At 58.0% G+C, this 24800-nt stretch carries 28 protein-coding genes, 1 tRNA gene and 1 pseudogene; 13 read left to right on the top strand and 17 right to left on the bottom strand.

Annotated elements, in window-relative coordinates:
• Nucleotides 1–23 precede the first annotated feature (23 nt).
• Nucleotides 24–665 carry a hypothetical protein gene (locus HMPREF3042_RS10585; protein ID WP_083327407.1) on the bottom strand — a complete coding sequence of 214 codons (642 nt, stop codon included), beginning with the start codon at nt 663–665 and terminating at the stop codon, nt 24–26.
• A gap of 282 nt (nt 666–947) precedes the next feature.
• Between HMPREF3042_RS10585 and HMPREF3042_RS02520 the strand changes: the two genes are divergently transcribed.
• The gene (locus tag HMPREF3042_RS02520) at nt 948–1526 is read left to right on the top strand and encodes an RDD family protein (protein ID WP_168168120.1); all 579 of its coding nucleotides are present in this window, start codon (nt 948–950) and stop codon (nt 1524–1526) included.
• Nucleotides 1527–1540: 14 nt separating this feature from the next.
• On the opposite strand, the pseudogene HMPREF3042_RS02515 reads toward HMPREF3042_RS02520, so the two are convergent.
• Both HMPREF3042_RS02515 and HMPREF3042_RS02510 read right to left on the bottom strand, forming a co-directional pair.
• A pseudogene (locus HMPREF3042_RS02515) lies at nt 1541–2064 on the bottom strand (SIP domain-containing protein).
• A gap of 203 nt (nt 2065–2267) precedes the next feature.
• A tRNA-Arg gene (locus HMPREF3042_RS02510) sits at nt 2268–2340 on the bottom strand.
• 275 nt (nt 2341–2615) lie between these two features.
• Here HMPREF3042_RS02510 and HMPREF3042_RS02505 point away from each other — a divergent pair.
• Both HMPREF3042_RS02505 and cobF read left to right on the top strand, forming a co-directional pair.
• A complete protein-coding gene (locus HMPREF3042_RS02505) occupies nt 2616–2897 on the top strand; it encodes a cg0963 family protein (RefSeq protein ID WP_016423292.1) in 282 nt (93 codons plus the stop codon).
• A complete protein-coding gene (gene cobF, locus HMPREF3042_RS02500) occupies nt 2848–3696 on the top strand; it encodes a precorrin-6A synthase (deacetylating) (RefSeq protein ID WP_070855972.1) in 849 nt (282 codons plus the stop codon). Before HMPREF3042_RS02505 ends, cobF begins: the two co-directional genes overlap by 50 nt.
• Nucleotides 3697–3726: 30 nt before the next feature.
• Here cobF and HMPREF3042_RS02495 read toward each other — a convergent pair whose 3' ends face one another.
• From HMPREF3042_RS02495 to HMPREF3042_RS02485, 3 genes are all read right to left on the bottom strand, one after another.
• Nucleotides 3727–4128, bottom strand: coding sequence for a hypothetical protein (locus tag HMPREF3042_RS02495; RefSeq protein ID WP_038626372.1), 402 nt, complete (start codon nt 4126–4128; stop codon nt 3727–3729).
• Between the two features lie 117 nt (nt 4129–4245).
• On the bottom strand, nt 4246–6033 hold the full coding sequence (locus HMPREF3042_RS02490) for an acetyl/propionyl/methylcrotonyl-CoA carboxylase subunit alpha (protein WP_070855971.1): 1788 nt from the start codon (nt 6031–6033) through the stop codon (nt 4246–4248).
• A gap of 420 nt (nt 6034–6453) precedes the next feature.
• Nucleotides 6454–7338: a sulfurtransferase gene (locus HMPREF3042_RS02485; RefSeq protein WP_070855970.1), complete on the bottom strand. Its 885-nt coding sequence runs from the start codon at nt 7336–7338 to the stop codon at nt 6454–6456.
• A gap of 365 nt (nt 7339–7703) precedes the next feature.
• Between HMPREF3042_RS02485 and HMPREF3042_RS02480 the strand changes: the two genes are divergently transcribed.
• A complete protein-coding gene (locus tag HMPREF3042_RS02480) occupies nt 7704–8762 on the top strand; it encodes a Cj0069 family protein (RefSeq protein WP_049171326.1) in 1059 nt (352 codons plus the stop codon).
• A 65-nt stretch (nt 8763–8827) separates the two neighbouring features.
• Here the strand turns inward: HMPREF3042_RS02480 and HMPREF3042_RS02475 are convergent, their stop codons facing one another.
• On the bottom strand, nt 8828–9430 hold the full coding sequence (locus HMPREF3042_RS02475; protein ID WP_049171323.1) for a Maf family protein: 603 nt from the start codon (nt 9428–9430) through the stop codon (nt 8828–8830).
• 93 nt (nt 9431–9523) lie between these two features.
• Between HMPREF3042_RS02475 and HMPREF3042_RS10900 the strand changes: the two genes are divergently transcribed.
• Nucleotides 9524–9682, top strand: a complete 159-nt coding sequence (locus tag HMPREF3042_RS10900; protein ID WP_210403424.1) for a hypothetical protein — start codon at nt 9524–9526, stop codon at nt 9680–9682.
• A gap of 134 nt (nt 9683–9816) precedes the next feature.
• Here the strand turns inward: HMPREF3042_RS10900 and HMPREF3042_RS02470 are convergent, their stop codons facing one another.
• The 3 genes from HMPREF3042_RS02470 to HMPREF3042_RS02460 form a co-directional block, all read right to left on the bottom strand.
• The gene (locus HMPREF3042_RS02470) at nt 9817–10077 is read right to left on the bottom strand and encodes an acyl-CoA carboxylase epsilon subunit (protein WP_070855969.1); all 261 of its coding nucleotides are present in this window, start codon (nt 10075–10077) and stop codon (nt 9817–9819) included.
• Nucleotides 10074–11702 carry an acyl-CoA carboxylase subunit beta gene (locus HMPREF3042_RS02465; RefSeq protein ID WP_049180914.1) on the bottom strand — a complete coding sequence of 543 codons (1629 nt, stop codon included), beginning with the start codon at nt 11700–11702 and terminating at the stop codon, nt 10074–10076. Before HMPREF3042_RS02465 ends, HMPREF3042_RS02470 begins: the two co-directional genes overlap by 4 nt.
• Nucleotides 11703–11808: 106 nt before the next feature.
• Nucleotides 11809–13449, bottom strand: coding sequence for an acyl-CoA carboxylase subunit beta (locus HMPREF3042_RS02460; RefSeq protein WP_070855968.1), 1641 nt, complete (start codon nt 13447–13449; stop codon nt 11809–11811).
• Nucleotides 13450–13575: 126 nt separating this feature from the next.
• On the opposite strand from HMPREF3042_RS02460, the gene HMPREF3042_RS02455 reads away from it, so the two are divergent.
• The 4 genes from HMPREF3042_RS02455 (at nt 13576) to purE (ending at nt 16828) form a co-directional block, all read left to right on the top strand.
• A complete protein-coding gene (locus tag HMPREF3042_RS02455) occupies nt 13576–14433 on the top strand; it encodes a biotin--[acetyl-CoA-carboxylase] ligase (RefSeq protein ID WP_083327406.1) in 858 nt (285 codons plus the stop codon).
• Between the two features lie 6 nt (nt 14434–14439).
• On the top strand, nt 14440–14901 hold the full coding sequence (locus HMPREF3042_RS02450; RefSeq protein ID WP_070851280.1) for a YdbT family protein: 462 nt from the start codon (nt 14440–14442) through the stop codon (nt 14899–14901).
• Between the two features lie 30 nt (nt 14902–14931).
• Nucleotides 14932–16221: a 5-(carboxyamino)imidazole ribonucleotide synthase gene (locus HMPREF3042_RS02445; protein WP_083327405.1), complete on the top strand. Its 1290-nt coding sequence runs from the start codon at nt 14932–14934 to the stop codon at nt 16219–16221.
• Nucleotides 16222–16351: 130 nt separating this feature from the next.
• On the top strand, nt 16352–16828 hold the full coding sequence (gene purE, locus HMPREF3042_RS02440; protein ID WP_070855979.1) for a 5-(carboxyamino)imidazole ribonucleotide mutase: 477 nt from the start codon (nt 16352–16354) through the stop codon (nt 16826–16828).
• 24 nt (nt 16829–16852) lie between these two features.
• On the opposite strand, the gene HMPREF3042_RS02435 is transcribed toward purE, so the two are convergent.
• From HMPREF3042_RS02435 to rpmB, 7 genes are all read right to left on the bottom strand, one after another.
• A complete protein-coding gene (locus HMPREF3042_RS02435; protein WP_070855967.1) occupies nt 16853–18463 on the bottom strand; it encodes an FMN-binding glutamate synthase family protein in 1611 nt (536 codons plus the stop codon).
• Nucleotides 18464–18516: 53 nt separating this feature from the next.
• Nucleotides 18517–19242, bottom strand: coding sequence for a TIGR03089 family protein (locus tag HMPREF3042_RS02430; protein ID WP_070855966.1), 726 nt, complete (start codon nt 19240–19242; stop codon nt 18517–18519).
• Between the two features lie 47 nt (nt 19243–19289).
• On the bottom strand, nt 19290–20225 hold the full coding sequence (locus HMPREF3042_RS02425; RefSeq protein ID WP_070855965.1) for an AEC family transporter: 936 nt from the start codon (nt 20223–20225) through the stop codon (nt 19290–19292).
• Nucleotides 20226–20379: 154 nt separating this feature from the next.
• Nucleotides 20380–20631: a 30S ribosomal protein S18 gene (gene rpsR, locus HMPREF3042_RS02420; protein ID WP_005511410.1), complete on the bottom strand. Its 252-nt coding sequence runs from the start codon at nt 20629–20631 to the stop codon at nt 20380–20382.
• Between the two features lie 14 nt (nt 20632–20645).
• On the bottom strand, nt 20646–20951 hold the full coding sequence (gene rpsN / locus HMPREF3042_RS02415; protein WP_005511414.1) for a 30S ribosomal protein S14: 306 nt from the start codon (nt 20949–20951) through the stop codon (nt 20646–20648).
• Nucleotides 20952–20954: 3 nt separating this feature from the next.
• The gene (rpmG, locus tag HMPREF3042_RS02410) at nt 20955–21119 is read right to left on the bottom strand and encodes a 50S ribosomal protein L33 (protein WP_005511413.1); all 165 of its coding nucleotides are present in this window, start codon (nt 21117–21119) and stop codon (nt 20955–20957) included.
• A 3-nt stretch (nt 21120–21122) separates the two neighbouring features.
• Nucleotides 21123–21359, bottom strand: coding sequence for a 50S ribosomal protein L28 (gene rpmB, locus HMPREF3042_RS02405; RefSeq protein ID WP_016423274.1), 237 nt, complete (start codon nt 21357–21359; stop codon nt 21123–21125).
• Nucleotides 21360–21815: 456 nt separating this feature from the next.
• Between rpmB and HMPREF3042_RS02400 the strand changes: the two genes are divergently transcribed.
• From HMPREF3042_RS02400 to HMPREF3042_RS02385, 4 genes are all read left to right on the top strand, one after another.
• Nucleotides 21816–22082 carry a type B 50S ribosomal protein L31 gene (locus tag HMPREF3042_RS02400; protein ID WP_005511390.1) on the top strand — a complete coding sequence of 89 codons (267 nt, stop codon included), beginning with the start codon at nt 21816–21818 and terminating at the stop codon, nt 22080–22082.
• A gap of 21 nt (nt 22083–22103) precedes the next feature.
• Entirely contained in the window at nt 22104–22277 is a 174-nt protein-coding gene (rpmF, locus tag HMPREF3042_RS02395) for a 50S ribosomal protein L32 (protein WP_005511439.1), read from the top strand.
• Between the two features lie 243 nt (nt 22278–22520).
• Complete coding sequence (locus HMPREF3042_RS02390; RefSeq protein ID WP_005511429.1) at nt 22521–23213, top strand: response regulator transcription factor; 693 nt, start codon at nt 22521–22523, stop codon at nt 23211–23213.
• Nucleotides 23213–24769, top strand: a complete 1557-nt coding sequence (locus HMPREF3042_RS02385; protein WP_070855964.1) for a sensor histidine kinase — start codon at nt 23213–23215, stop codon at nt 24767–24769. The genes HMPREF3042_RS02390 and HMPREF3042_RS02385 overlap by 1 nt, the downstream gene beginning before the upstream one ends.
• The last annotated feature ends 31 nt before the right edge of the window (nt 24770–24800 follow it).

Below are 24800 nucleotides of genomic sequence, written 5' to 3'. Positions count from 1 at the left end.
GAACCTTGCAGCCCGAGACGAACCTAGTGAAACAGTCCTGACAACCCCTGATTATCTTCGCTTGGCTGCTCCTCTTGCTTCGATTCTGATTCCGATTCTGTCGGTTCGCCGGAGGTTGTCGGAGTCGTTGAAGTAGTAGGCGGCGTGGAAGGATCAGAGGTGGTCGAGCTTTCCGTCTCACTTGTCTCCGTTGTGCTCTCGCTCGGAGTCGTCGGCTCAGGTTCCTGAGGCTGTGGCTCAGAGGTCGTCGAAGTAGTGGAGATCCACATTTGCTGCGATGTCGGGTTCGCGGGGGTTTGCTGCAGCACCGTCCACACCTCCTGCTCGCCGACTTGTGCGCATTCAAGATTCTGGCCGTTGGCGCTCATTCGTATTTCGCCGGTCTGGTTCGGGCACAGCTGCCCGATGCGCGGCGTACCGCCTTCTCGAACCTTTGGTCCCGTCGTCGTCGGCGAGCTTGTCGACGACGACGTAGTAAGCGAGCTTGACGACGAGGTTTGCGTCGCGGCAACCTCCTCGCCTTCGTTGTTGGCGCAGCTGGTGGCCGTGGCTGCGAAGGTGAGGAAGCAGCAGGCCAGCGCCAGGTGCCGGCGGTGATTGCTCCGGCTAGTAGTGAGTTGAGGGTGCTGTACGGCTGACAGCTGAGTTCGCGTATTCACATCCATCTCACTTTCTGGGCTTCTCGGGCCTGCGTTGCGTGGTTTAATTCTCGGCTTTCTGGGTCGGCTTCTCCTGAAAAACCACTGGGGGTGCCAGCTGTAGGTTTACTTGCCGAGTTACTGGCATGGAAGGAACTGGCATCCAATAGATAGGTTGATTCAACCGGCAACTATACAGTCGACTTTTCGATTTGCATACTAGATGCTTCTAACCGTGGCAGAGCGGGTGCGGCCAGAATCGAGAATTCGTCTGCGAAGCTATAAGTGATTTTTGATAGCATGTACCCGATGAAACAGCGCATCTCGAATCGATTCTCCGTAAAGAGTAATGCGGATTTGTTCGCTCGGCGCAGTGGTGCGTGGATGCTGGATTCGTTCCTTGTAGGAATCTTTGTTGCCATCATTGTGGCACTTGGCAAACTTGCGTGGGAAGCAGCCACGGCGAGCTGGGCTCTGCCGAGCCCGCCAGAGTTCAGAATTTTGTATGGTGCCATTTTCCCAGTTGTCTTTTTCATTGTGCGCGTGGTTGCAGAGGCACGCGGTGAACAGACGTTTGGGAAAAGCTCATTTTTGCTACACGTTGCGCCAGAGTGGAAAGTAGACTCTGGGGCGACTCCGTTCGAAGCCGCTCAGTCAGAGGGAACATCGGAGCTCGAGTCAGGAGACGATTCTTGGCGCGGAGGTTGGCAGGCGGCGATACGTAATTGCTACCTATTGTTGATGATTTTCTTGCTTACGGATTTGGAGCCAATCGTTAGACTGTTTTTTGGTGTCCTGATGATTTGGGTTGCTGTTTGCCGCTGGCACCCATTCGACTGGTTGGCAGGAAAACGCGTCGTTGTTGAAAAAGGACGTAGCGAGCGCTAGCGTTCGAGCAAGCGTTAGGCCCTGGCTTTTTCCTCTTCGGCCTCAACCTCAGCGTTGAATTCTCGTTTAGAGGACTGCCACTGGTCTTCAGTCATGCCGATACGCCAATAGCCAGAGATTGAAACGTCCTTCTTCGGGACCTCAGATTCAACGAAGAGGAAGCGACGCAGTTCCTTAATCATCTCGGCGACACCGTGGATGAACCAGCTAGTTTTCTTACCCTCTGGAATACCCGCCTCGCGCACCGTGCGGGATAGCTCTGTGCCGTGGGTTGCGCCGTTGCGGAGAACCCAATGGATTTTCACGCCTTTTCGGCGCGAATTTGCGCAATATCGAACGGCCAGGAGTAATCAGCTTCCTTTGGCACAAACAGTAACTTGATGTAATGGTCGGTAAACTCCAGCTCCTTGCCCACAAATGCAGGCGAGTTCATGCTCAAACGAACAAGGTCTGGAGAGATCTGGCGACGTCCAATAACTGTTGCCTCGTGTGCCTTACGGGGCTTACGCTTCGGTGCTGCTTTAGCTAGGTCAGCCATAGTTGTCACTGTCCTTCAACAAGTTTTTGGGCTGTTATGTACTGCCGGAAGTCTACACGCCATACGATTAGGTAAGCCTAACACAAGTGTTGCTGGAAATTGTTGGGTGATGCGTTCTCAGGAGAGGGGGGGGCGTAGTGGCCGGGCGTCAGAAAAACAAAGAACCCTCGCGCCCTATAAGTAAAAGGTCACGAGGGTATTTGTGCCCCAGAGAGGAATCGAACCTCCGACACCGGCTTTAGGAGAGCCGTGCTCTATCCACTGAGCTACTAGGGCAGTCATCTTCCGGGAAAGCAGCCGTGAAGACACATTCTCGGCGGCCGGAAAAATTACCTCATAACCTTAACGCATCTGCGAGCTCTAGTGGCAATTGGGTCCTCGGCCAGACGCGCAAACATGCAGGAAGTTTGCCATTACCCCCAAGTGTTTTTGCGCCCGGCGGTGCCGTCGAAAATCCGGCTAACATGGTTTATAACGAGCGACTTTCTTGCGCTTGCGGTCGCAACAGCGCTACTTATTTTCCGGTCGCTGTTTTGGAGGAGGATGACAAAATGATTAAGCCAACTTTCACGGATGTCAACGGTGTCAAGATTAAGTGCTCCATGACCACGGACTCGGACAAGCCGCACCTTCTGGTTTCGCGCATGGAAGATGATGGCTCTTTGACTCCGATTCTGGAGATGAACGTGTACGACTCCAAGTACATGGCCAACGCTTGCGAGATCTACCTGAAGCAGGCCGCTTCGGCTAACCTCCAGGGTTCGATGGCTGGCCTGTCTCCGGATGAGATGGCTGAACAGTTCGGTTACGAGGGAGATCCGACCAATCACTAGTCGAAACGACGCCGCCCGCACTCAGACTGAGAGCCCTGTATACAGCGGGTATGTCGATGTAGACGTCATCGGAATCGGCGCCGGTAGTCCGAGCCACATTACGCTCGAGGCTATCGGCGCTCTTGCTGATGTCGACGTAGTTTTTGCTCTCGACAAGGGCGATGCCAAAGCGGACTTGTTGGCTGCGCGACAGGCGATCGTCGATAAGCATGCGCCGCATGTCGAACTCGTTGCCGTTCCCGACCCGCCACGTGACCGCACGCCCGATAACTACGGCGCAGTCGTCCGTGACTGGCATCAGCGCCGTGCAGAGCTGCTTGCCGACGCCTTCGTCGCTCACCTCGGACGAGAGGGCAAGCGCCGCGGTGCGTTCTTGGTCTGGGGTGACCCCTCCTTGTATGACTCAACGTTGCGGATTCTGCAGCGCGTCCGCGACCTTGGGGTGGACGTGCGCTCGCGAGTTATCCCCAGTGTGACAGCGATTTCCGCGCTGACCGCAGCGCATGGAGAGTGCCTGAACCAGATTGGTAAGCTGGTGTTGATTACCACTGGTCGGCGCCTGGGGGAGCGCGCGCCTGGTACGGATGCGGTGGTAATGCTCGATGGTGGGGCAGCCTGGCTCGAGCACGCGGACCCGGAGGAAGAGATTCTCTGGGGTGCATTCCTGGGAACGGAGCTGGAGACGCTCCGCCGTGGTCGTGTTGGCGATGTCGGCGAAGAGATTGCGGAGCTGAAAAAGGAGCTACGTGCGGAGCACGGTTGGATTATGGATATCTACCTGCTGCGCTCCGGCGCCTAGGACTGAGCAGTCGCAGCCGCGCTAGTTCGGCTAGCTGACTTTCTTACCCAAGAAGCCCTCTGCCCATCGGTGGAGGGCTTTTTCGGCGGCTTCGACGCCGTCGGCGACGGTTACCTTGGTGAGGACCTGATCGTCGTTAGGCAACACGCGTGTGGGGTCGCCTGCAGGGCGAACGGTGATGCTGACATGGTCGGCGTCGATGACCTCGACCGTCGCTAATGCGAGCATCTCGACGTTCGTCTGCTCGGCAACTGCAAAGCGGTAGGCGGTGTCGTTTTCCCACTCGGTGGTGGAGTTGCGAAGGAACTCGGCGACGGAGTCAGGGGCTAATTCTGTAAGTAATTGGGTTGCGACCGGGGCGTCATCGACGCGGGAATCGTGGCGCAGGGGGCGGCAGTAGAAGCGGCCGGCATTTACTTCCATGGGTTCCATACCGTCCACTCTAGACGTCCTGAACAGTGTTTAAGGGCGTCGGGGGAGGGGCTGAAAAGAATCGAGCGGGGCTCGCTGCGAATCCCATCGCAACCAGCCCCGCTTAGAGCTTTAGAACTACTTCAGTTCCATCAGGACATCGCCCTTGCCGACACCCGAGCCAGCCTCGGTAGCCAGACCAGTGACAACGCCGTCCTTGTGAGCCTTGACTGGGTTTTCCATCTTCATGGCCTCAAGGACAACCACGGTGTCACCCTCGGAGACTTCCTGGCCCTCTTCGACGTTGACCTTAATGACGGTGCCCTGCATCGGAGCAACCACAGCGTCACCGGAAGCAGCCTTCTTGGAACCGCCAGCGCGCTTCTTCTTGCTCTTCTTCTTGGCACCAGCGTTGCCGCCACCCAGGGCCAGGTCGCCTGGCAGGGCTACCTCGACGCGGCGGCCGTCAATCTCGACAACAACCTTCTGAGCCGGGACGGTGTCGGTGTCAGCGTCAGAGTCACCGTCGTACGGAGCGATTGGGTTGTCCCATTCCTCTTCAATCCACTTGGTGTAGACGTCGAACTTCTCGCCGTCGCCGACGAAGGCTGGGTTTTCAACAATGTGGCGGTGGAACGGAATGACCGTTGCCAGACCCTCAACCTGGTACTCGGACAGGGCGCGAGCGGAGCGGCGCAGAGCCTCTTCACGGTTCTCGCCCCAGACGATCAGCTTGGCCAGCATGGAGTCGAACTGGCCGCCGATGACATCGCCCTGCTTGATGCCGGTGTCCATGCGGACACCCGGGCCGGACGGTTCGATGTACTTGGTGATGGTGCCCGGAGCCGGCATGAAGTTGCTGCCGGCGTCCTCGCCATTGATGCGGAACTCGAAAGCGTGACCGTGCATCTCCGGGTCTTCCTTGATGGACAGTTCCTTGCCTTCGGCAATGCGGAACTGCTCACGGACCAGATCGAGGCCGGTAATTTCCTCGGTGACCGGGTGCTCCACCTGCAGGCGGGTGTTGACCTCGAGGAAGTTGATCAGGCCGTCAGCGCCGACCAGGTACTCAACGGTGCCAGCACCGTAGTAGCCAGCCTCGCGGCAGATGTCCTTAGCGGACTGGCGCAGGCGCTCATCCTGCTCCGGGGTCAGGAACGGAGCAGGTGCTTCCTCGACGAGCTTCTGGAAACGACGCTGTAGAGAGCAGTCACGGGTGGAGGCGACAACGACGTTGCCGTGCTTATCAGCGAGAACCTGGCACTCGACGTGGCGTGCCTTGTCCAGGTAGCGCTCTACGAAGCACTCACCGCGACCGAAGGCGGCAACGGCCTCGCGAGTAGCGGACTCGTAGAGGTCAGCGACCTCTTCCATCTCGTGTGCGACCTTCATGCCGCGGCCACCGCCACCGAAAGCAGCCTTAATGGCGATTGGCAGACCGTGCTCCTTAGCGAACGCGACGACCTCGTCTGCATCCTTAACCGGTTCCTTGGTGCCTGGAGCCATCGGAGCGTCAGCCTTCAGCGCAATGTGGCGAGCGGTGACCTTGTCGCCCAGGGCGCGGATGGACTCTGGCGACGGGCCGATCCAAATCAGGCCAGCGTTCTCAACAGCCTCAGCAAAGTCGCCGTTCTCCGACAGGAAGCCGTAGCCCGGGTGGATGGCATTAGCGCCGGACTTCTTTGCGGCATCCAGAATCTTATCGAAGACTAGGTAAGACTCAGCGGAATTGGTGCCACCGAGAGCAAAAGCCTCATCCGCCATAGTCACGAATGGAGCGTCCGCATCCGGCTCAGCGTAAACGGCGACGGAAGGAATGCCTGCGTCCTTCGCAGCGCGAATAACGCGAACGGCAATCTCGCCACGGTTGGCGACGAGAACCTTCGTGATTTTTTCAGTGGTCTGCTCGGACACGAAATCCTCCATTTTTCGTGGGCACCCCGAGAATTGGCCCTCGGGGCAAGGTTGCGACAGTCATTTGTAGGAATCACAAGCAGCACTGCAGTTAACTGAGCGGTGAACCGCAATGCGGTTAACCACGCGGTAGCTAACAGCGTGTGACCCAATGCCTCCATTGTGTCACAGGTGCGGTAAGCAACCTCTTTTTGCTCGCTACATAAGGGGGTAGGGATTGTGACCTTGAGCAGCGTTCAAGTGGGTGTGGGGGCAGCTGAAGTGGCTATTTTTCGCCCAAAAATCTAAGTTTGCGGCCAAAATTACCACCTAAGAGTGCAACTGCCGCCCCCTTGATTGGGGGCGGCAGGGGGAATTAATTCTCCGCTGTAGTGCCAGTCGCTGATGCCGGGAAAACGGTGGGGAGAAGTGCCCACCGGTTGCGTCAATCGTCTACAGGCTTCCCGGCTCCGAACCGTGGGCGATGGGCATGCCAATCATGTTTCCCCACTCAACCCACGAGCCGTCGTAGTTGCGAACATTCTCGTGGCCGAGCAGGTGGTGCAGTACAAACCAGGTGTGCGCGGAGCGCTCACCGATGCGGCAGTAGACAATCGCCTCATCTTCGAATTGGACGTGCGAGTAAATCTGCTCAAGCTCTTCGCGGTCGCGGAAACGCGAGTTCGGGTGAACGGACTGATTCCATGGAATGTTTACCGCGGTTGGAATGTGGCCACCTCGCAGGACGCCTTCCTGTGGGTAATCGACCATATGGGTTCGCGCACCGGCATATTCCTCCGGAGTGCGTACGTCGATAATCGGAGCCTTTTCAATGAGCTCACGTGTATCGCTGAAGTAGGCGCGCAGTGTCCTGTCGTCGCGCTCGACGACAGGGTAGTCAGTGCGTGGGTAGTTAGGGACCTCGAAGCTGGTGTCTCGTTCTTCAGTCATCCAGGCGTCGCGGCCACCGTTGAGAAGGCGCACGTCGGGATGTCCAAAAAGCTCGAAGACCCAGAGTGTGTAGGCGGCCCACCAGTTGGACTTGTCGCCGTAGATTACGACGGTGTCGTCGCGCGAGATACCCTTCTCGCGCATGAGCTCGGCAAAGCCTTCAGCGTCGATATAGTCGCGGCGCACGGGGTCGTTGAGGTCGTGATGCCAGTCAATGCGAACCGCGCCCGGAATGTGTCCAATGTCGTAGAGCAGTGAGTCCTCATCGGATTCAACAACGCGCAGACCGGGAGAGCCCAGTCGGGCAGCAAGCCAGGAGCTAGAGACGAGGCGCTCAGGGTGGGCGTACTGCTGGAACTGGGGGTGCGGGTCGTGCGGAACAGCCATCGGATACTCCCTTGGCGCAAGTTGGGTGGGTGGGACTTTCTGACGTTTATCGTCAATTGCATATCTAGTTTACGGGTCGCGTGGCGAACGGCGGAATAGTCCCCGGTGTGAGCGCTTTCCAACGGCAACAATTGCGTCCGCGGCCACCCCCTGGGATACGCCTCACAGTTGGGGGTAAAAGGAGTGTTTTCAGCGCGCTCGGAGTCAAGGTAGTGTCCTAAAATTTAGCTGAGAGTTAGCGCAAAAACTGTGTTGATTCGTATCACTGGAAAATGGGCTGAAATGGGCTATCTGCCTGGGTATTCGCTGCGTTACGGAGACAATTGAGTGCCGGAAGTCCATGTATTTTCTTAAAAGGAGTGCCTGTGCACAAGAACATTGTTGTATTCGAGATCGAGGGCGGCTCGGACAAGTACTTCGACGGACACCGCAAGGACACCATGCCAATCGTCAACGCTATCCGCGAAGCCGGTTGGTCCGCTGAGGTCGTCTACTACCGACCAGAGTGGAAGGACGACCTGTACGACTACGTCTCTCAGAACTTCGACGGCTACATCTCCCGCGTTAACCCGGGCAACATCCCGGGTGGTGAGAGGGGCTACTTCGAGCTTCTGACCAGCCTCTCGGTCGCTGGTTTGGTCGGTATGTCCACCCCGGGCGAGATGATGGCTTACGGCGCAAAGGACGCACTGGTCAAGCTCAAGGATACTGACCTGGTTCCGTCTGACACCGCTGCTTACTACGACGTCGAGGCATTCCACAGCACTTTCCCGACCTCCCTGTCCTACGGCGAGCGCGTCCTCAAGCAGAACCGTGGCTCCACCGGGTCCGGCATCTGGCGTGTGCGCATCGCTGACGAAGAGGTTGCTAAGAACGTTGAGCCGGGCACCCCGCTGCCGCTGGACACCAAGCTGAAGTGCACCGAGGCCGTGGACAACCACACCGAGACTCGCGAGCTTGGCGAGTTCATGGATTTCTGTGACCAGTACATCATCGGCGATAACGGCATGCTCGTGGACATGCGCTTCATGCCGCGCATCACCGAAGGCGAAATTCGCATTCTGCTGGTCGGTCCGCACCCGGTCTTCGTGGTTCACAAGAAGCCGGCCGAGGGCGGCGACGCTTTCTCCGCAACCTTGTTCTCTGGCGCGAAGTACACCTACAACAAGCCGGAAGAATGGCAGGACCTCATCGATATGTTTGCTGAGGCTCGCCCGGTCATTGCCGAGAACCTCGGTGGCGACAATATCCCGCTGATCTGGACAGCTGATTTCATGCTGGCAGACGGCGAGGACGGCGAGGACACTTACGTTCTCGGCGAGATCAACTGTTCCTGTGTTGGCTTCACCTCCGAGCTGGATATGGGTATCCAGGAGCTCGTTGCTCAGGAGGCCATCAAGCGCGTCGAGGCTGCTAACAAGTAGTCTCCACAGCTAAGAAAGCCGCACCAATTTGGTGCGGTTTTTGCTTTACGACGTCCTTGCGATGCTTACCTATTCCAGAACTGGGAGACCGAATAGCCGTAGCGATACAGAGCTCGGCGCACGACAGGCAGCGACAGTCCGATCACACTGGATGAGTCGCCATTGATGCCATCGACAAACCAGCCGCCTAGAGCTTCCAAGGTAAACGCGCCAGCGCACTTCAGTGGCTCGCCCGTCGCAGCGTAGGCACGGATGTCCTCTTCTGGGACTTCAGCGAAGTCGAGGGAAGTAATCGCCACCTCAAGGTGCTCGCCCTTTGGCGTCACGACACAGTGACCAGTAATCAGCTCAGCCGTCCGGCCGCTCTGTTGGTGCCAGCGCTCAATGGTCTTTTCTTCCGTGTGGGGCTTGCCCTGCAACTTTCCGTCGAGAAGCAGCATTGAATCCCCGCCAATGACAATGTCATTGGAGTAGGCCGGAGAGACAGCGTGTGCCTTGGCCTGTGCGAGTTCCTCGACGATGCGTACCGGCGATGCGTCCGGAAGGGCTGTAATCACGGCATCCTCGTCGACGTTGGGCGCTACTGTGATGGGCTCGATGCCTGCAGAGCGCAGAATGTGCAGTCGCGAAGGGGAAGTGGAAGCCAAGACGATTCGGGGGCTGCTCATAGTTAGTGATTTTAGTGAGGGCGGAATCGTAAAGCCTAATTTTTGTGACAAACATGCGTGGCTGGTGGGGCACTATCGGAATCGTGGGGATTCATGGCTGGCGCGGTGGTAGGTGCTGCCATCGGTCTGGCGTTTGTGTATTTCCTGTTCAAGGTGGTGTGGCCGGTAGTTCGCAACCGTGATCAGCGCCGGCTGGACCGGGAGCTCGATGATGAGTTTGATAGTGAGTCGCTGGGGGAGCAGCGCCAGTAACAAGCAGTGGCCAAGACCAAGGCAGTAACAAAAACCAAAGCGCCACTACCGAGAAAACTCGATAATGGCGCTTCGTGCTAGCGAATCGGCGCAGCTAGCATGCGGTAACGACTACGCGGTAAACGGTAGCTGTACTAGTAGAAATGGACGTTGCGGAACGTACCCGGTACGTGCTGGTGCGGCTGGTGGAACCCCTCTTCCAGCCGGCCCCAGTCGTTACGCGGGCCGCGGTCCTCTGGGGCACCGCCAGCTGCTGCCATACCCGCGAACAAAAGCGCGAGCGTGGCAGTTTCAGCGTCAGACGGGTTGCCCTTGAGGATGGACATGAACGGTGCAGCCGGGACCGCAGCGGCGTCCTTGTCTTCGGTTGCTGGGGTGTTTTTGGAATCGGTCACAGCGGAATGTTCCCATGCTTCTTGGCGGGTACGTTAACAACCTTGCGATCCAGTAGACGCAGACCCTCAATGATCTGGCCGCGGGTCTCGCTCGGCGGGATAACGGCATCGATGAAGCCGCGCTCAGCAGCCATGTACGGGTTGACCAGGGTGGCCTCGTACTCTGCCTCGTACTCCTTCTGCAGTGCGACGACATCCTTGCCCTCGGCCGCAGCAGCCTTGAGCTCCTTGCGGTAGATGAAGCCGACAGCACCGGAAGCACCCATGACCGCAATCTGAGCGGTCGGCCATGCCAGGTTGATGTCAGCGCCCATGTCCTTGGAGCCCATCACACAGTAAGCTCCGCCGTAAGCCTTACGGGTGATGACGGTAATCTTCGGAACGGTGGCCTCAGCGTACGCGTACAGCAGCTTGGCGCCACGGCGGATGATGCCGTCGAACTCTTGGTTGGTGCCCGGCAGGAAGCCTGGAACGTCAACCAGCATGATGATCGGAATGTTGAAGGCGTCACAGGTGCGGACGAAGCGAGCCGCCTTCTCGGATGCCTTGATGTCGAGGCAGCCAGCGAACTGAATCGGCTGGTTGGCAACGAAACCTACCGAGCGCCCCTCCACGCGACCGAAGCCGATGACCACGTTCTGTGCGTAGTCCTCCTGAATCTCCAGGAAGTCCTCGTCGTCGACCAGGCGGGTGATGACGTCCTTGATGTCGTACGGCTGGTTCGGGGAGTCCGGAATCAGGGTGTCGAGCTCGAGGTCAGTCTCAGTGATGTTGTCAGCGATGGAGCCCTCGAACGGCTCAGCCTCCATGCGAGGAGCCTCAGCGCGGTTGTTGGACGGCAGGTAGCTGACCAATTCCTGAACGAATGTCAGAGCGTCTTCGTCATCAGCAGCGGTGTAGTGCGAAGTACCGGAGGTGCTCATGTGAGTGCCAGCGCCACCCAGCTCGTCCTGTGTGACCTCTTCGCCAGTGACGGTCTTAATAACGTCCGGGCCGGTGATGAACATCTTGGAAGTGCCATCGACCATGACAATGAAGTCGGTCAGAGCCGGGGAGTAGACGTGTCCACCAGCGCAGGCACCCATGATCAGGGAAATCTGTGGGATAACACCCGATGCCTGGGTGTTCCGGAAGAAGATCTGGGAGTAGAGGCCGAGGGAAACAACGCCCTCCTGGATGCGGGCACCAGCACCCTCGTTGATGCCGATAATTGGGACACCGGTCTTGATGGCCAGATCCATGATCTTGACAATCTTTTCACCGTAGACTTCACCGAGCGCGCCACCGAAGATGGCGCCGTCCTGCGAGAAGACACAGACCTGGCGGCCATCGATGGTGCCGTAACCGGTCACAACGCCATCAGTGACAGGGCGCTTGGCATCGAGGCCGAAGTTCTTGGAGCGGTGACGTGCGAGAGCGTCAACCTCCACGAACGAGCCTTCGTCCAAGAGGAACTCGATACGCTCACGAGCGGTCATCTTGCCCTTGTCGTGGACGCGGTCAATACCGGCCTGGCCCATTGGGGCCTGGGTCTCTGCGAGACGGGCTCGCAGATCGGCCAGTTTTCCAGCAGTAGTGGTCAAATCCGGGGTTTCACCGGTTGATGTATTTGCGGCAGTCGTCATGCCAACTAGTTTACGTTTCGAAAACGGGGGGAGGTAGTTGGGGGGCAATCGCTGTTAACAAAAGTAGGGGTAATGACTAGCTCGTTGTTCAGCAAAAAGCCTGCTCTTACAGTGGAATATTGCCGTGCTTGCGCGCAGGCCACGGTACTTTCTTTGAAGTTAGAAGGCGCAGATTTTTTATCACCCGAGTTCGTGTCTCGGAGGGGAGGATGACTTCATCAATTAACCCCCGTTCGGCGGCGCGATAAGGCGTGAGCATGTGTTGCTCGTATCCCTTTTCCAGTTCAGCAATGAGTTCTTTCACACTCTCGGGAGTGCCAAATCTATCGGCCGCTGGGTCTGTTGCGAGAGCTGCTTCGGTGGCGGTTCGAATCTCGGCACGATGGAGGAAGCGTACTGCGCCAGAGGCACCCATCACGGCGATCTGTGCCGTCGGCCAAGCCAGATTTACATCCGCGCCGAGCCCCTTTGATCCCATCACGCAATACGCGCCGCCGTAGGCTTTGCGCATGGTGACGGTGATTTTAGGAACGGTTGCTTCTGCATACGCATAGAGCAATTTAGCGCCACGGCGCAGAATTCCCTGGTGTTCTTGATTCGAGCCGGGGAGAAAGCCTGGTACATCCACGAGAAAGACGAGTGGAATGTTGAAACAATCGCAGGTTCGGACGAATCGCGCGGCCTTCTCCGCTGCATCGATATCTAGGCAGCCCGCAAATTCCATGGGCTGATTAGCGACAAACCCAACGGATTGACCGTTGAGACGGCCAAGGCCAATTACGACATTGGCTGCCCGGTTTTCCTGGATTTCCAGGAACTCCGCATCGTCGCAAAGCGCGTAGATGACTTCATGCACGTCGTACGGCGTGGAAGGGCTGTCGGGAATGAGACTGTCAAGGGTGCGGTCGGTGTCGGTGATTTCGTCACTGGCGTCGGAGTCCCACCTGGGCGCGGGGGAGGTTGTGTTGTTGGGGAGGTAGTCGAGCAAATCGCAGACCCAGTCGAGTCCATCTTGTTCGCTAGTGGCGGTGTAGTGGGAGTTTCCGGCGACTTCCATATGTGTGTCGGCGCCGCCAAGCTCGTGCTGGCTGATTTTTTCGCCGGTGACTGTTTCAATTACGTCAGGGCCGGTGACAAACATGCGGGAGTTTTCCTCCACCATGACAACGAAGTCCGTCAGCGCTGGGGAGTAGGCATTTCCACCTGCGCAGGCACCAAAAATGACTGAAATCTGCGGAATGACGCCGCTGGCACGAACGTTGTGGTGGAACGTCTGGGCAATAAAATCCAGTGAGACTGCGCCATCTTGGATGCGGGCGCCGGCACCTTCGTACATGCCAATAAGGGGACGGCCGGTAGTGATGGCAAGGTCCTGAATCTTGACCATCTTTTCGCCGTAGACCTCTCCGAGTGCACCACCGAAGATTGTGCCGTCCTGGGAAAAGATGCAGACCTCGCGGCCGTCTATGGTTCCCCAACCGGTGATAATTCCGTCCGTCACGGGACGTTTGGCTTCCATTCCAAATGCGGTAGTGCGGTGGCGTGCTAGCGCATCGAATTCGACAAAAGACCCTTCGTCCAGCAGGTAGTCAATGCGCTCGCGGGCATTCATGCGCTCAGTCAGTTTGAGCTTGTCGTAGCCTCGCGACCCCATCGGAGTCAGTGCAGCAGTGCGTCGGCGTAGAAGGTCTTCATTGAGAAAAGCGGTGGTGTGTTGCTCCGCCGCCAAACGTGAGGAAATAGTCATGTTATGGAATGTAGTGTTTGAGAAGGAAAATAGTAAAGCAGGTGAGCTGTGATGATTCTCACGCTGTCGTCCCCTTGAGAAAGGCCTCGACGCGCTGAATCCGGCCATAGCGCTAGACTGCTGTGCATGACCGACCCCCGAATTGTTGCTTCCCGCAAGCCTCTCGATGCCGCGCGTGTGCGCGCAGCCGCGCCGGGCTGGAGTTCCATTGAGGTTGTCGAAACCACTGGTTCGACCAATGCCGATCTTCGGAAACAGGCGGCACTGGGGCAGGTGGCAGATCTCAGTGCGCTCATCGCCTCGGAGCAGACCGCAGGTCGCGGTCGGCTGAGCCGTAGTTGGACAGCTCCGGAAGGTGCATCCATTGCGCTCAGCACACTGCTGCGCCCGCAAGGGCTCGCACCGGAGCAGCTGGGGCTCTTGCCCTTAGTCGCAGGTCTCGCAGTCGTCGATGCTGTCGTAGAGGTCGTGGGTCTGGTGCCTGAGCGCGTATCCCTGAAGTGGCCGAACGATGTCCTGGTTGACGGTCGTAAGCTCTGCGGAATTCTGGTGGAGGCTGCTTCGCTGACACCACCAGCGCTCATTCCGGGGATTGGCATCAACGTTTCCCTGCAGGAAGATGAGTTGCCTGTGCCACACGCCATTTCGCTATACCTGGCGGGAGCGGAAAACCTCGACCGCGATGACATCTCCGCTGGTGTGCTGCGTGCGCTGGGACGTCGTCAAGCACAGTGGCGAAAGGGCGATGCTGAGTTGCTGCGGGACTACGAGGCGGTGTGCGCGACCATCGGCTCGAACGTGCGCGTGGAGTTGCCAGGCGATCGCGTGCTCGTGGGCAAGGCGGTTGGTGTGCGTGCCGACGGCGAATTGATTGTCACCGACGAAGCTGGCACGAGCCACTTTGTTGCGGCCGGTGACGTGTTCCATGTTCGTGCCACTGATGGCGGCTATGCATCCCCGCAGACTGACTCGGACCGGAGGTAGTGCTGTATGGCCTTTCCCGATGATGAGTTGGACACGCGCGAGGCAATTCTGCTGGACACCAATCCAACTTTTGGTCGGCTGGTGTGGCCGCTCTTGGAGCTCATGGTTATCACTGGCGTCTGCTGGTTGCTGATTGGCTTTATCGACGGCCCTGCGATTGCTCCGGGAGATTTACAGGGTGTGCGTCAGCTGCTGCTGTTTGCGTGGCTGGGACTTATTCTCTGGCGCGTTGTTCGTCCGGTACTAAGTTGGCTGGGGGAGCGGTTTGTGCTGACTGATAGGCGGATTATTTTGCGCCGCGGCATTGTACGTCCGCAGGTGGTCTCGATTGATCTGCGTTCGGTGCGTGCGGTCAATCGCAAAGGCGGAGTGTTGTATCTGCACACGCGAAGCTTCGGCCCGCCGCTCGCTGTGGAAGATATTCCCAGCTCCCGCAAGGTGGCTAAGTTGGTCTCCCGGTTGACTTAGAATTTTGGGTCATAACCTACAATCAGGGGTGTGATTGCTTCGGATACCCCTGAAAACTCCACTAATTCCGCTTCTGATTCCGCTGCAGCGCTAACTGTTGCGCAGCACCCCGCGCATGCTGATGGCGTGCCGGTTGTGGCGGTGATTGGTGACGGTCAGCTGGCTCGCATGATGCAGACTGAGGCCATTGAACTGGGACAGTCCATCCGTTTGCTTGCCGGTTCGCCGGATTCTTCCGCAGCGCAGGTGTGTGCGGACGTTATCATCGGCGACTACCACGTCTGGGAGGACGTTGAACGCACTGTCGCTGGTGCGCAGGCCGTGACCTTCGACCATGAGCACGTTCCCACCGAATTCCTCAACAAGCTGACCGAGATGGGCTACTCGGTTCAGCCTCAGCCTTCAGCGTTGCTGTACGCGCAGGATAAGCTGCTGATGCGCCAGCGCCTGGAGGAACTGGGTGCTCCGGTACCTGCCTACGCTGCTATCGAGTCCGTCCAGGATGCCGAGGTCTTCTTCGACCGCGTTGACGGCGCCGTCTGCCTGAAGGCCCGCCGTGGCGGCTACGACGGTCACGGCGTGTGGTTCCCGAAGGACCGCGAGGATCTGCGCACGCTTGTCGACGAACTGTTGGGCAAGGACGTTCCTCTGATGGCCGAGCGGAAGGTCGCGCTGGTTCGCGAGCTGTCGGCCATGTGTGCGCGCACGCCGTCGGGTGAGGTCAAGGCCTGGCCAGTCCTCGAGTCTGTGCAGCGTGACGGCATCTGTGTTGAGGCAATCTGCCCGGCGCCGGGGCTTTCCGACGAGCTTGCGAGCGCGGCCGAAAGACTCAGTGTGACCATCGCTTCCGAGTTGGGAGTAACCGGTGCGCTGGCAGTTGAGCTGTTCGAGACCGTCGATGCCGATGGCAATCCGGAGATCTACGTCAACGAGTTGGCGATGCGCCCGCACAACACTGGCCACTGGTCGCAGGACGGCTGTGAGACCAGCCAGTTTGAGCAGCACCTGCGTGCAGTTGCTGACATGCCACTGGGTTCCACTCGCCCGACTGCGCCGGTGACGGTGATGGTCAATACGCTCGGTGGTGATGAGGCCTCGGATGTGCCGATTGCGCAGCGCTTTGCTGAGGTTTGGCGCCGCTTCCCATCGGTGAAGATTCACTGGTACGGCAAGGATTGGCGCCCAGGACGTAAGCTGGGTCACGTCAATCTGTGTGGTTATGACGCAAGCGCGGAGGGCATTGCCGAGACCCGTCGAATTGCCAACCTAGCTGCTGGTTACGTAGTCGATGGAGTATGGGCAGACGGCTACACGGCATGAAGCTAGCGCCGATTAAAGCTAGCGCTTTTAAAAATTAGATTGCTATCTCAAGGAGACAACATTGGCTGAAGCAAACCAGGTGGCAAGCCCGAAACTGGCCAACGCAACCGGTCCGCTGGTCGGTCTGATTATGGGGTCGGACTCAGATTGGCCGACCATGGAGCCGGCAGCTGAGGTGCTGGCCGAGTTCGGAATTCCGTTTGAGGTAGGCGTGGTCTCTGCGCACCGTACCCCGGAACGCATGATTGATTACGCAAAGTCTGCCGCTGACAAAGGCTTGCGCTGCATTATCGCTGGCGCCGGTGGTGCTGCGCACCTGCCGGGCATGGTTGCGTCTGCCACTCCGTTGCCGGTTATCGGCGTGCCACGCCCGCTGGAGAACCTGGAGGGCATCGACTCCCTGCTGTCGATTGTTCAGATGCCAGGCGGCGTTCCTGTGGCAACTGTCGGTGTGGGAGGCGCTAAGAACGCTGGCCTGCTGGCTGTGCGTATTCTCTCGGCTGGTTACCCGGAGCTCATTGTGGCAATGGAGAACTACCAGGCCAACATGCGTGATGAAGTCCTGGAAAAGGACGAGCGCCTGCGCAAGAAGCTGATGGGTGAGTAGGGCGTCCAGCCAGCCCCCCCCACGCTACCCGCGCATATGAACTGCGGGGTAGTGGAACGTGTCTGGGTCGGCGGTCTCCCAGGCTTCGGCCCAGTTGTGGAAGCGAGTTCCGCTCAGCAGCTCGCCTGGCTGCAGCCAGTTGTAGAGCTCCGCGTAGGTCTCACCGACCTGCTCATTGGTGCGGCGCAGCAGGTGGGATGGCCCCAGCTCAGAGAAGCTATTCAGGCCCATCGATGCCAATAGGCTAGCTGCTTCCGCGACCGTGGCATTGTGATAGTTGGCCACACGCTGACCCTTGTCGTCGACATCGAGGGCCTTCCACAAGCTCGAATCCTGGGTAGCCACACCCACCGGGCAGGTGTTTGTGTGACATAGCTGAGATTGAATACAGCCGGTGGCCATCATCATGCCGCGAGCCGAGTTCACAAAGTCAGCGCCGATGCACATGCGCTTCACAATGTCGAAGCCAGTAATGACCTTGCCGGACGCACCGAGCTTAATGCGATCTCTCAGACCGGCACCTACGAGCGCGTTATGGACGAGAATCAGGCCGTCCGTAAGCGGTAGGCCAACGCGGTCGGAGTATTCCAGTGGTGCAGCGCCGGTGCCGCCTTCAGCGCCGTCGACGATGATGAAGTCCGGGGTGATGTTCTCTTCCAGCATGGCCTTGCACACGGCGAGGAACTCAAGCTGGGAGCCAACACACAGCTTGAAACCGACCGGCTTGCCCCCGTTGAGCTCGCGCATGGTGCCCATAAACCGAACAAGTTCACGCGGGGTGGAGTAGACGCGGTGGTACGGCGGGCTCATCACACCCTTGCCAACTGGTACGTGGCGAGTAGCCGCGATCTCTTCATTGACCTTGTGCCCTGGCAGCATGCCGCCGAGTCCCGGCTTTGCACCCTGGCTAACTTTCAGATAGGTTGCCTTGACCTGCGGAGTCTTAGCCTTTTCGCGGAAGAGCTCCGGGTCGAAGTCGCCATCCTCAGTGCGTGCACCGAAGTAACCGGACCCCAGTTGCCAATAAAGGTCGGCACCATACTTCAAGTGGTAAGGGCTGATAGCGCCCTCGCCAGTGTCCTGTACGAAGTTGCCCAGCTTCGCGCCCTTATTCATTGCCATGACAGCGTTAGGAGACAGAGAGCCGAAACTCATGGCTGAGATGTTGAAGATAGACGCTGAGTACGGCTGGGTGCAGTCCGGGCCACCGATATCTACGCGCGGATCCTTGATGACGTGTTGGCTCGGCGCCATCGAGTGGCGGACGTACTCGTAACCGGGCGCGTTAATCTTTCGCTCAGTACCGAAGGACTTCTTTGAGGACAGCCCCTTCGCACGCTCGTAGACCACGGTACGAGTATCGCGGTCGAACGGAGCGCCATCGAAATTTCGCTCGATGAAGTACTGCTGCATTTCAGGGCGAATGGTCTCACCCATGTAGCGCAGATGGCCGATGACCGGGAAGTTCCGCAAGATGGAGTGCTTCCGCTGAAGCATGTCATAGATAGCCACAACATCCAGGAAGAGGATGAAGGCCATCAGAATCCACCACCACGGGCTCAAACCCCATACAGCCAGTGCGCCCAAGACGTTGATGAGGGCGAGAATCGCAAGAATATATGGTCGGGTAATCACGGTTTCCAGGTTATCGCGACTGCCGAAAGCGCCTCTCGTCGGAGGGGACGTGATTAAATCACACGGGCTTTTTCGGCCGTAGAAATAGCAGCGACACGCTCGTTATCGCCACCGCGCACGACGACGGCAGCACCTCCACGAACCCAAGCGGACAGCACATTACGTGCCCATTTATCCGCGCTGACCTGTGGAGAATCAGGTTCCAGCCAGCCGTCGGAAACAATGCGAGAACCGGGCGTGAGCTGCATTTCATCCGCGTAGTCTCCAGCCGACGAAAGCAGATTAGCAGCAGAATTCTCCCCAATAACGGGGGTTTGGCCGGAGTCCGGGCCTGCGCCTAGATACGCGTCTGGGTGGAAACGAACTTCCGGACCGAAGTCAATGACTCCCGGTGGAATATCATCACCGCATTCCACGACACCGCGGCCAAAGGAATCGTCAGTAAGCACGGCGATATAGGCGTCCGGGAACTTCTCTTCCCATGAACTGACGTTAGCGGTAGTGGTGAAAACAACCAGCGGCTCTTCATCGCTAACGGTGACACCAGCGCGCTCACAGCCGAGGATGATGCAGGCGGACTGCCAAATCAGCGGCAGGTCAATCCACGCCTGATCTCCAGCGACAAGGTCGAACTCATCGTGCAGCATGTTGGCGATCTTGCTGGCCCAGTTGTCCAGGGTTTGGGCCGACAAATCGGTACGACCGCCGGTAGTTTCGTCATAACAGGTCAAACGAGGCACGGACGGGTCGGCCTCGAGAAGTGTCTTCAGAATCTCCACGCCTCCAAGGGTAACGAGATTCTCTCCAAGCCGTCGGGAAGAGTCGCCTAACTCAACAGCAGGGTGAACAAAAGGACCGTCGGCAAGCAGGCGATTGTCGTAATCACGCCACAATCGCGCGCCTGTTCAAGGTTCCGGCCGAAACGGGAGGCGAAGGTGTAGACGTTCTGGGCTGTCGGCAGGCCGGCGATAATCACAGCTGCCAGCAGCGCATGCCCGCTGAGACCAAAGACAAAATGGCCGAACAGGAGAGCCAGCGCGGGGTGCAGGAAAAGCTTCAGCGTAGACGCCACCACGACGGCGCGACGAGGGGAGCGGCCGGCTTCCATAAACGGCATGCCATGCAAACTAATACCGAAGGCCAAAAGTGCCATTGGCACCGCGGCCTGCCCCAATAGCCCCACTGGATGCGCTACGAACTGAGGTACTTTGATAGCAAACGCATTAACCGCAAGTCCCACCATCGCCGCCAGAAAGATCGGGTTCTTCAGCGGTGCCATGATGACATTGCGCGGTCGGAAATGACCGCGGTTAGTGAGGATTTCCAGCACGGTCATGGAAGCGGGCGCATAGAAGGCAATCTGAAAGATAAGGGCTGGGACGACGGCGGTAGCGTCGTGAAGCACTGCGACAGCGATGGGCACGCCGAGATTAGCGACGTTGTTGTAACTCGACGACATCGCGCCGACCACAGCATCGGCGCCGCGCTGTTTGAACATGGGTGCCACAAAGATCCGGTAAAACGCCGCCGTGCCAAGCGCCGACAGTGCCGCGACGCCAAACGCCGAACCGAAGATGCTCGCCGAATCCGCCGTCGCGAGCGTGTGCGCGAGCATGCACGGCATCGCAATCCAGAACACGACCATATTCAGGGTAAAAGATGCCCGCTTATCGACGATCTCACTGCGCCCAAACAACCAGCCAACAATGATCAGTACTGCGACGGAACCAAAGCCGGTGAATATTTCGGTGAGAGCGGGCATAAGTGCAATAAAAAACGGACCCAATCCAATCCCCTTGGTGGGGAAGGACTGAGTCCGTTTTACGCTGTTATCGCATGTATCGTCATGCGGCCAGCGCGTAAATAAGGCCTTTCGGCGGGTATTCGAATGATCGGCTCCCGCCGACCAGCCATCTTTAGCGGCTGGTGAACGGCAGGAGTGCCATCTCGCGGGCGTTCTTCACAGCGGTAGCGACCTGGCGCTGCTGCTGCGGAGTCAGACCGGTGACGCGGCGGGAACGAATCTTGCCACGGTCAGAGATGAACTGGCGGAGCAGGTTAATGTCCTTGTAATCAACCTTCTCAACGCCTGCGGCCTTGAGCGGGTTCTTCTTCGGGCGGCGGGACTGCTCCATCCGCGCCTTCTTGTTAGAGTGATTGCGCTTCATTGGTGCTCCTCGACTTACCAGCTGGACTTACGGACGCCCGGGAGTTCGCCACGGTGGGCCATCTCACGAACGCGGACACGGGACAGACCGAACTTGCGGAGGTAGCCGCGCGGGCGACCATCTGCAGCATCACGGTTGCGGACGCGAATCGGGGACGCGTCACGCGGCTGACGGTTTAGCTCGTACTGTGCGTCCATGCGCTCTTCGTCAGTGGAGTGCGGGGACTTGATGATGCGCTTCAGTTCAGCGCGACGTTCTGCATAACGAGCGACGATTTCCTTGCGCTGCTCGTTCTTGGCAATCTTGGACTTCTTAGCCATGAATTAGCGCTCCTCGCGGAATTCGACGTGCTTGCGGACAACCGGATCGTACTTCTTAATGGTGATACGGTCCGGGGTATTGCGCTTGTTCTTACGGGTCACGTAGGTGTAACCGGTGCCCGCAGTGGACTTCAGCTTGATGATTGGACGAATGTCATTACGTGCCATTTTTTAGATCTTCTCCCCACGTGCACGAATCTGAGCAACAACAGCCTCGATACCGTACTTGTCGATGGTCTTCAGACCCTTCGGGGACACATTCAGAGTGATGTGACGCCCCTCAGAGGCGAGGTAGAACTTCTTACGCTGCACGTTGGGGTTCCAACGGCGCGACGTGCGCCGGTGGGAGTGGGACACGGTCTTGCCGAAAGACGGCTTGCGTCCCGTAACCTGGCAAATCGCCGACATAGGGATTCCTTTGCTTCCTTGCCGCCCAATGCCGAAATCACTGGTGCGCCACACCGGATTATTGAATAACCGAGGAATCCACCTGGCCTTTTCCGGGGCGCTGCCCACTGACACTCGACGCTGAGCGCGTAAACGAATAACTAGACAACAGCGAGAGAACAGTTTACACACGAGTTGCGGGATAACCTAATCGCTGTTCCACTGTGGTTTTCTCGGGGCGACTCTCGAGCGTCGTCATAGAGTTCGTGCTTGTCGACGGGCTTTAGTGTAGGGCCTTTTTTTAATTTTCGGGCTCGAGCCTGTAATATTCCATCGAGTGTCACGTGCCGGTTTGTAGAAATATTGACCTGGTGCGTGTCATTGTAAGTCGTGTTCGTACCCAACTCAGGCACGATTCTCTCACTCTTAGCTGGGGGAAAGCGACCTGAAGTTCAATCCTGAGGGAAACGAGAATTAATGAAGAAGGACATCCATCCTGATTACCACCCGGTGGTTTTCAAGGACGCAGGCACGGGTCACTCTTTCCTTACCCGTTCCACCGCCACCTCCGACCGCACTGTCGAGTGGGAAGACGGTAACGAGTACCCGCTGATCGTCGTTGACGTCACCAGCGAGTCGCACCCGTTCTGGACCGGTGCTCAGCGTGTCATGGACACCGCTGGTCGCGTCGAGAAGTTCCAGCGCCGTTACGGTAACCGCATTCGCCGCGCGAAGAAGAACTAAGAATAGGAGGGGAATAAGAAAATGGCAGTACCAAAGCGTCGCATGTCGCGTGCTAACACCCGCGCTCGCCGTTCCCAGTGGAAGAGCAACAACGTCGCTCTCCAGGAAGTCAAGGTAAACGGCCGCGTCTACAACGTTCCTCGTCGCATCGCCAAGGCTGTTCAGCTCGGCCTGGTTGACGTCGAGAAGTTCTAACGCGCATCTTTTAGGATGCTGACAACGTTCCTCGCTGAACCGCAGAGCGCTTCGCGCGCCCAGAGTGCGTTCAGTGCGTAAGGAACAGTTGATAGAGAGCTTTTAAACCTCACCCCATCGCCTGTACTTGGCGATGGGGTGAGGTTTTTTTGAGTTCTATGGCCAGGTTTTATGCGAGCTCTCTCACGAAGAATCTGTGTCACATTTACACTCGCCTTATATTTTCAAGGCACAATGGGCAGTATGAAGATTTTGGTAGTTGATGACGATCAAGCGGTACGCGAAGCGTTGCGGCGATCGTTGACTTTTAATGGCTACACGGTCGAGCTCGCCGAGGATGGCGCAGAGGCCTTGGAAAAGATTGCCAAGGATCGTCCGGATTTGGCCATTTTGGATGTCATGATGCCGAAGCTCGACGGCCTGGATGTTTGCCGTCGGCTGCGCAGCGAAGGCGATGATCTGCCGGTCATGATGTTGACTGCACGTGATTCGGTCTCCGAGCGCGTAGCTGGTCTTGATGCCGGCGCAGATGACTACCTGCCCAAGCCTTTCGCTTTGGAAGAGCTGCTCGCTCGTGTCCGTTCGCTACTTCGTCGGTCTGCTCTGGAAGTGCCTGCGATGGAAGATGCCGCAACTCTGCAGTTTGAGGATCTCTCGCTGGATCCGGAAACTCGTGAGGTCTTCCGGGGTGAACGCCGCATTAGTCTCACACGTACAGAATTTGCGCTGCTGGAACTGCTGATGAGCAATCCGCGGCGTGTACTCTCCCGTACCGCCATCTTGGAGGATGTCTGGGGTTATGACTTCCCGACGTCCGGCAATGCGCTGGAGGTCTACATTGGCTACCTGCGCCGCAAGACGGAGGCAGAGGGAGAGCCGCGTCTGATTCACACCGTTCGTGGTGTCGGTTATGTGATGCGGGAGACCGCACCGTGATGTTGCGCCGTCGTCGTTCGACCGGCGGTGGCGTGCAATCAAATCAGCGTTCTGCCACGGAGGCCACTCCGGGGCAAGGTACCGTCGGTAAGCAAGAGAAGTCCGCGAATGCTGAGACGATGGCAGGGGAATCGCTTCCCGGCCTGCCGCGGAGTTCGCGTATCCCTTCGCTGCGTTGGCGGCTGACTATTCTGACGGCGCTCATTGTGGCGATGTCGGTGGGGCTGATGACGTTGGCTGCGTTTTTTACTGTGCAGGCAGCGCTGTACCGTGAGGTGGACAGTAACCTCCGTAGCCAGGCGGAAAAGCTGCTTATGTCACCGTACGCTTCGGAGTTTGCCATTGGCCCCTCCTTTGAAGCGGACTCAAATAGGATTCTGAACCCCGATTTGGACGCGGTGTACTTTGCCCACGGCAGTGTGGCGGGTAAGGGCGGTGGCTCAATCTCTATTGGTGGCCCCGAACTGGCCGTGTTGCGGGGGAATCGACAGGAATCGATTCGCACTGATGAGTACAACGGCCGTCGCGTATATGCTGTCCGCGCCGAAGACGGTGCGACGCTGATCCTCTCGCAGGACTTGAGCTCGACGCAGTCGGTCTTGAAAGCGCTCAGTGCAGTGCTGCTGAGTATCTCTGCTATCGGCATCCTCTTCGCAATCGGCTCAGGTATTACGGTGGCAACAACGGGTCTGCGTCCGGTCACTCGGCTGCGCATTGCCGCGGAGCGAGTGACGGAGACTGACGAGCTGCGCCCAATCCCTGTGGAGGGCGACGATGAGCTTGCGCGCTTTACCCGCAGCTTCAATGAGATGTTGGCTGCACTTCAAGCGTCTCGCATTAAGCAGGCGGAGCTGGTTGCAGATGCTGGTCATGAGTTGAAGACTCCGCTGACGTCGTTACGCACAAATATTGAACTGCTGATGATGGCCTCCCGCTCGGGAGCGGTAATCTCGGATGAGGATCGCGCGGATTTGGAAGCTGACGTCATCGCACAGCTGGAAGAGTTGTCGACGTTGGTCGGTGACCTCGTTGATCTGGCACGCGAAGATGGCCCGCAACAGGTTATTGAGCATGTCGATGTCGACGAAATCATTTCCACGTCGCTGGCGCGTGTTGAGCGTCGTCGTCCGGATATTACTTTCGATGTACAGACTGCTCCGTGGTATGTCTACGGGGATTCGGCGGGGCTTGGTCGCGCAGTTTTGAACTTGATGGACAATGCTGCAAAGTGGTCGCCAGAAAATGGCACCGTGCGGGTTCGTCTGACGCCGCTCAGCGAGGTTGTTGCTGAATTCACGGTGGCGGACTCGGGGCCAGGTATCCCGAAGGAAGATCGAGACAAGGTCTTCGAGCGTTTCTACCGTTCCATTCAGTCGCGGTCGATGCCTGGATCCGGCCTGGGCTTGGCCATTGTGAAGTCGGTCATCGTCCGCCACGGGGGCACGATTATTGCCGATGAGTCCGATGATGGCGGTGCCTTGATGCGAGTGACGCTGCCGGGCAGTCCGGACAGCGGAAAAGATGAAGACTCCGATTCCGCTCAAGAGCCTAGCTAGAAACGCATAACCTCACGTCAAAGCTGATGTA

The organism is Corynebacterium sp. HMSC074C05 (genome assembly GCF_001838325.1).
Classification (GTDB): Bacteria; Actinomycetota; Actinomycetes; order Mycobacteriales; family Mycobacteriaceae; genus Corynebacterium; species Corynebacterium amycolatum.
Note: the sequence above shows the minus strand (reverse complement) of the source record. Positions and strands in the feature narration are given on the sequence as shown.

Coding starts and splice junctions, on each gene's coding strand:
- HMPREF3042_RS02505 (WP_016423292.1), top strand. CDS start 2,616: ATGATTAAGCCAACTTTCACGGATGTCAACGGTGTCAAGATTAAGTGC.
- cobF (WP_070855972.1), top strand. CDS start 2,848: ATGAGATGGCTGAACAGTTCGGTTACGAGGGAGATCCGACCAATCACT.
- rpmF (WP_005511439.1), top strand. CDS start 22,104: ATGGCAGTACCAAAGCGTCGCATGTCGCGTGCTAACACCCGCGCTCGC.
- HMPREF3042_RS10585 (WP_083327407.1), bottom strand. CDS start 665: ATGGATGTGAATACGCGAACTCAGCTGTCAGCCGTACAGCACCCTCAA.
- HMPREF3042_RS02475 (WP_049171323.1), bottom strand. CDS start 9,430: ATGAGCAGCCCCCGAATCGTCTTGGCTTCCACTTCCCCTTCGCGACTG.
- HMPREF3042_RS02465 (WP_049180914.1), bottom strand. CDS start 11,702: ATGACGACTGCCGCAAATACATCAACCGGTGAAACCCCGGATTTGACC.
- HMPREF3042_RS02455 (WP_083327406.1), top strand. CDS start 13,576: ATGACCGACCCCCGAATTGTTGCTTCCCGCAAGCCTCTCGATGCCGCG.
- rpsR (WP_005511410.1), bottom strand. CDS start 20,631: ATGAAGCGCAATCACTCTAACAAGAAGGCGCGGATGGAGCAGTCCCGC.
- HMPREF3042_RS02400 (WP_005511390.1), top strand. CDS start 21,816: ATGAAGAAGGACATCCATCCTGATTACCACCCGGTGGTTTTCAAGGAC.
- rpsN (WP_005511414.1), bottom strand. CDS start 20,951: ATGGCTAAGAAGTCCAAGATTGCCAAGAACGAGCAGCGCAAGGAAATC.
- HMPREF3042_RS02390 (WP_005511429.1), top strand. CDS start 22,521: ATGAAGATTTTGGTAGTTGATGACGATCAAGCGGTACGCGAAGCGTTG.
- purE (WP_070855979.1), top strand. CDS start 16,352: ATGGGGTCGGACTCAGATTGGCCGACCATGGAGCCGGCAGCTGAGGTG.
- HMPREF3042_RS02495 (WP_038626372.1), bottom strand. CDS start 4,128: ATGGAACCCATGGAAGTAAATGCCGGCCGCTTCTACTGCCGCCCCCTG.
- HMPREF3042_RS02425 (WP_070855965.1), bottom strand. CDS start 20,225: ATGCCCGCTCTCACCGAAATATTCACCGGCTTTGGTTCCGTCGCAGTA.
- HMPREF3042_RS02450 (WP_070851280.1), top strand. CDS start 14,440: ATGGCCTTTCCCGATGATGAGTTGGACACGCGCGAGGCAATTCTGCTG.
- rpmB (WP_016423274.1), bottom strand. CDS start 21,359: ATGTCGGCGATTTGCCAGGTTACGGGACGCAAGCCGTCTTTCGGCAAG.
- HMPREF3042_RS02385 (WP_070855964.1), top strand. CDS start 23,213: ATGTTGCGCCGTCGTCGTTCGACCGGCGGTGGCGTGCAATCAAATCAG.
- HMPREF3042_RS02490 (WP_070855971.1), bottom strand. CDS start 6,033: ATGGAGGATTTCGTGTCCGAGCAGACCACTGAAAAAATCACGAAGGTT.
- HMPREF3042_RS02485 (WP_070855970.1), bottom strand. CDS start 7,338: ATGGCTGTTCCGCACGACCCGCACCCCCAGTTCCAGCAGTACGCCCAC.
- HMPREF3042_RS02520 (WP_168168120.1), top strand. CDS start 948: ATGAAACAGCGCATCTCGAATCGATTCTCCGTAAAGAGTAATGCGGAT.
- HMPREF3042_RS10900 (WP_210403424.1), top strand. CDS start 9,524: ATGGCTGGCGCGGTGGTAGGTGCTGCCATCGGTCTGGCGTTTGTGTAT.
- rpmG (WP_005511413.1), bottom strand. CDS start 21,119: ATGGCACGTAATGACATTCGTCCAATCATCAAGCTGAAGTCCACTGCG.
- HMPREF3042_RS02460 (WP_070855968.1), bottom strand. CDS start 13,449: ATGACTATTTCCTCACGTTTGGCGGCGGAGCAACACACCACCGCTTTT.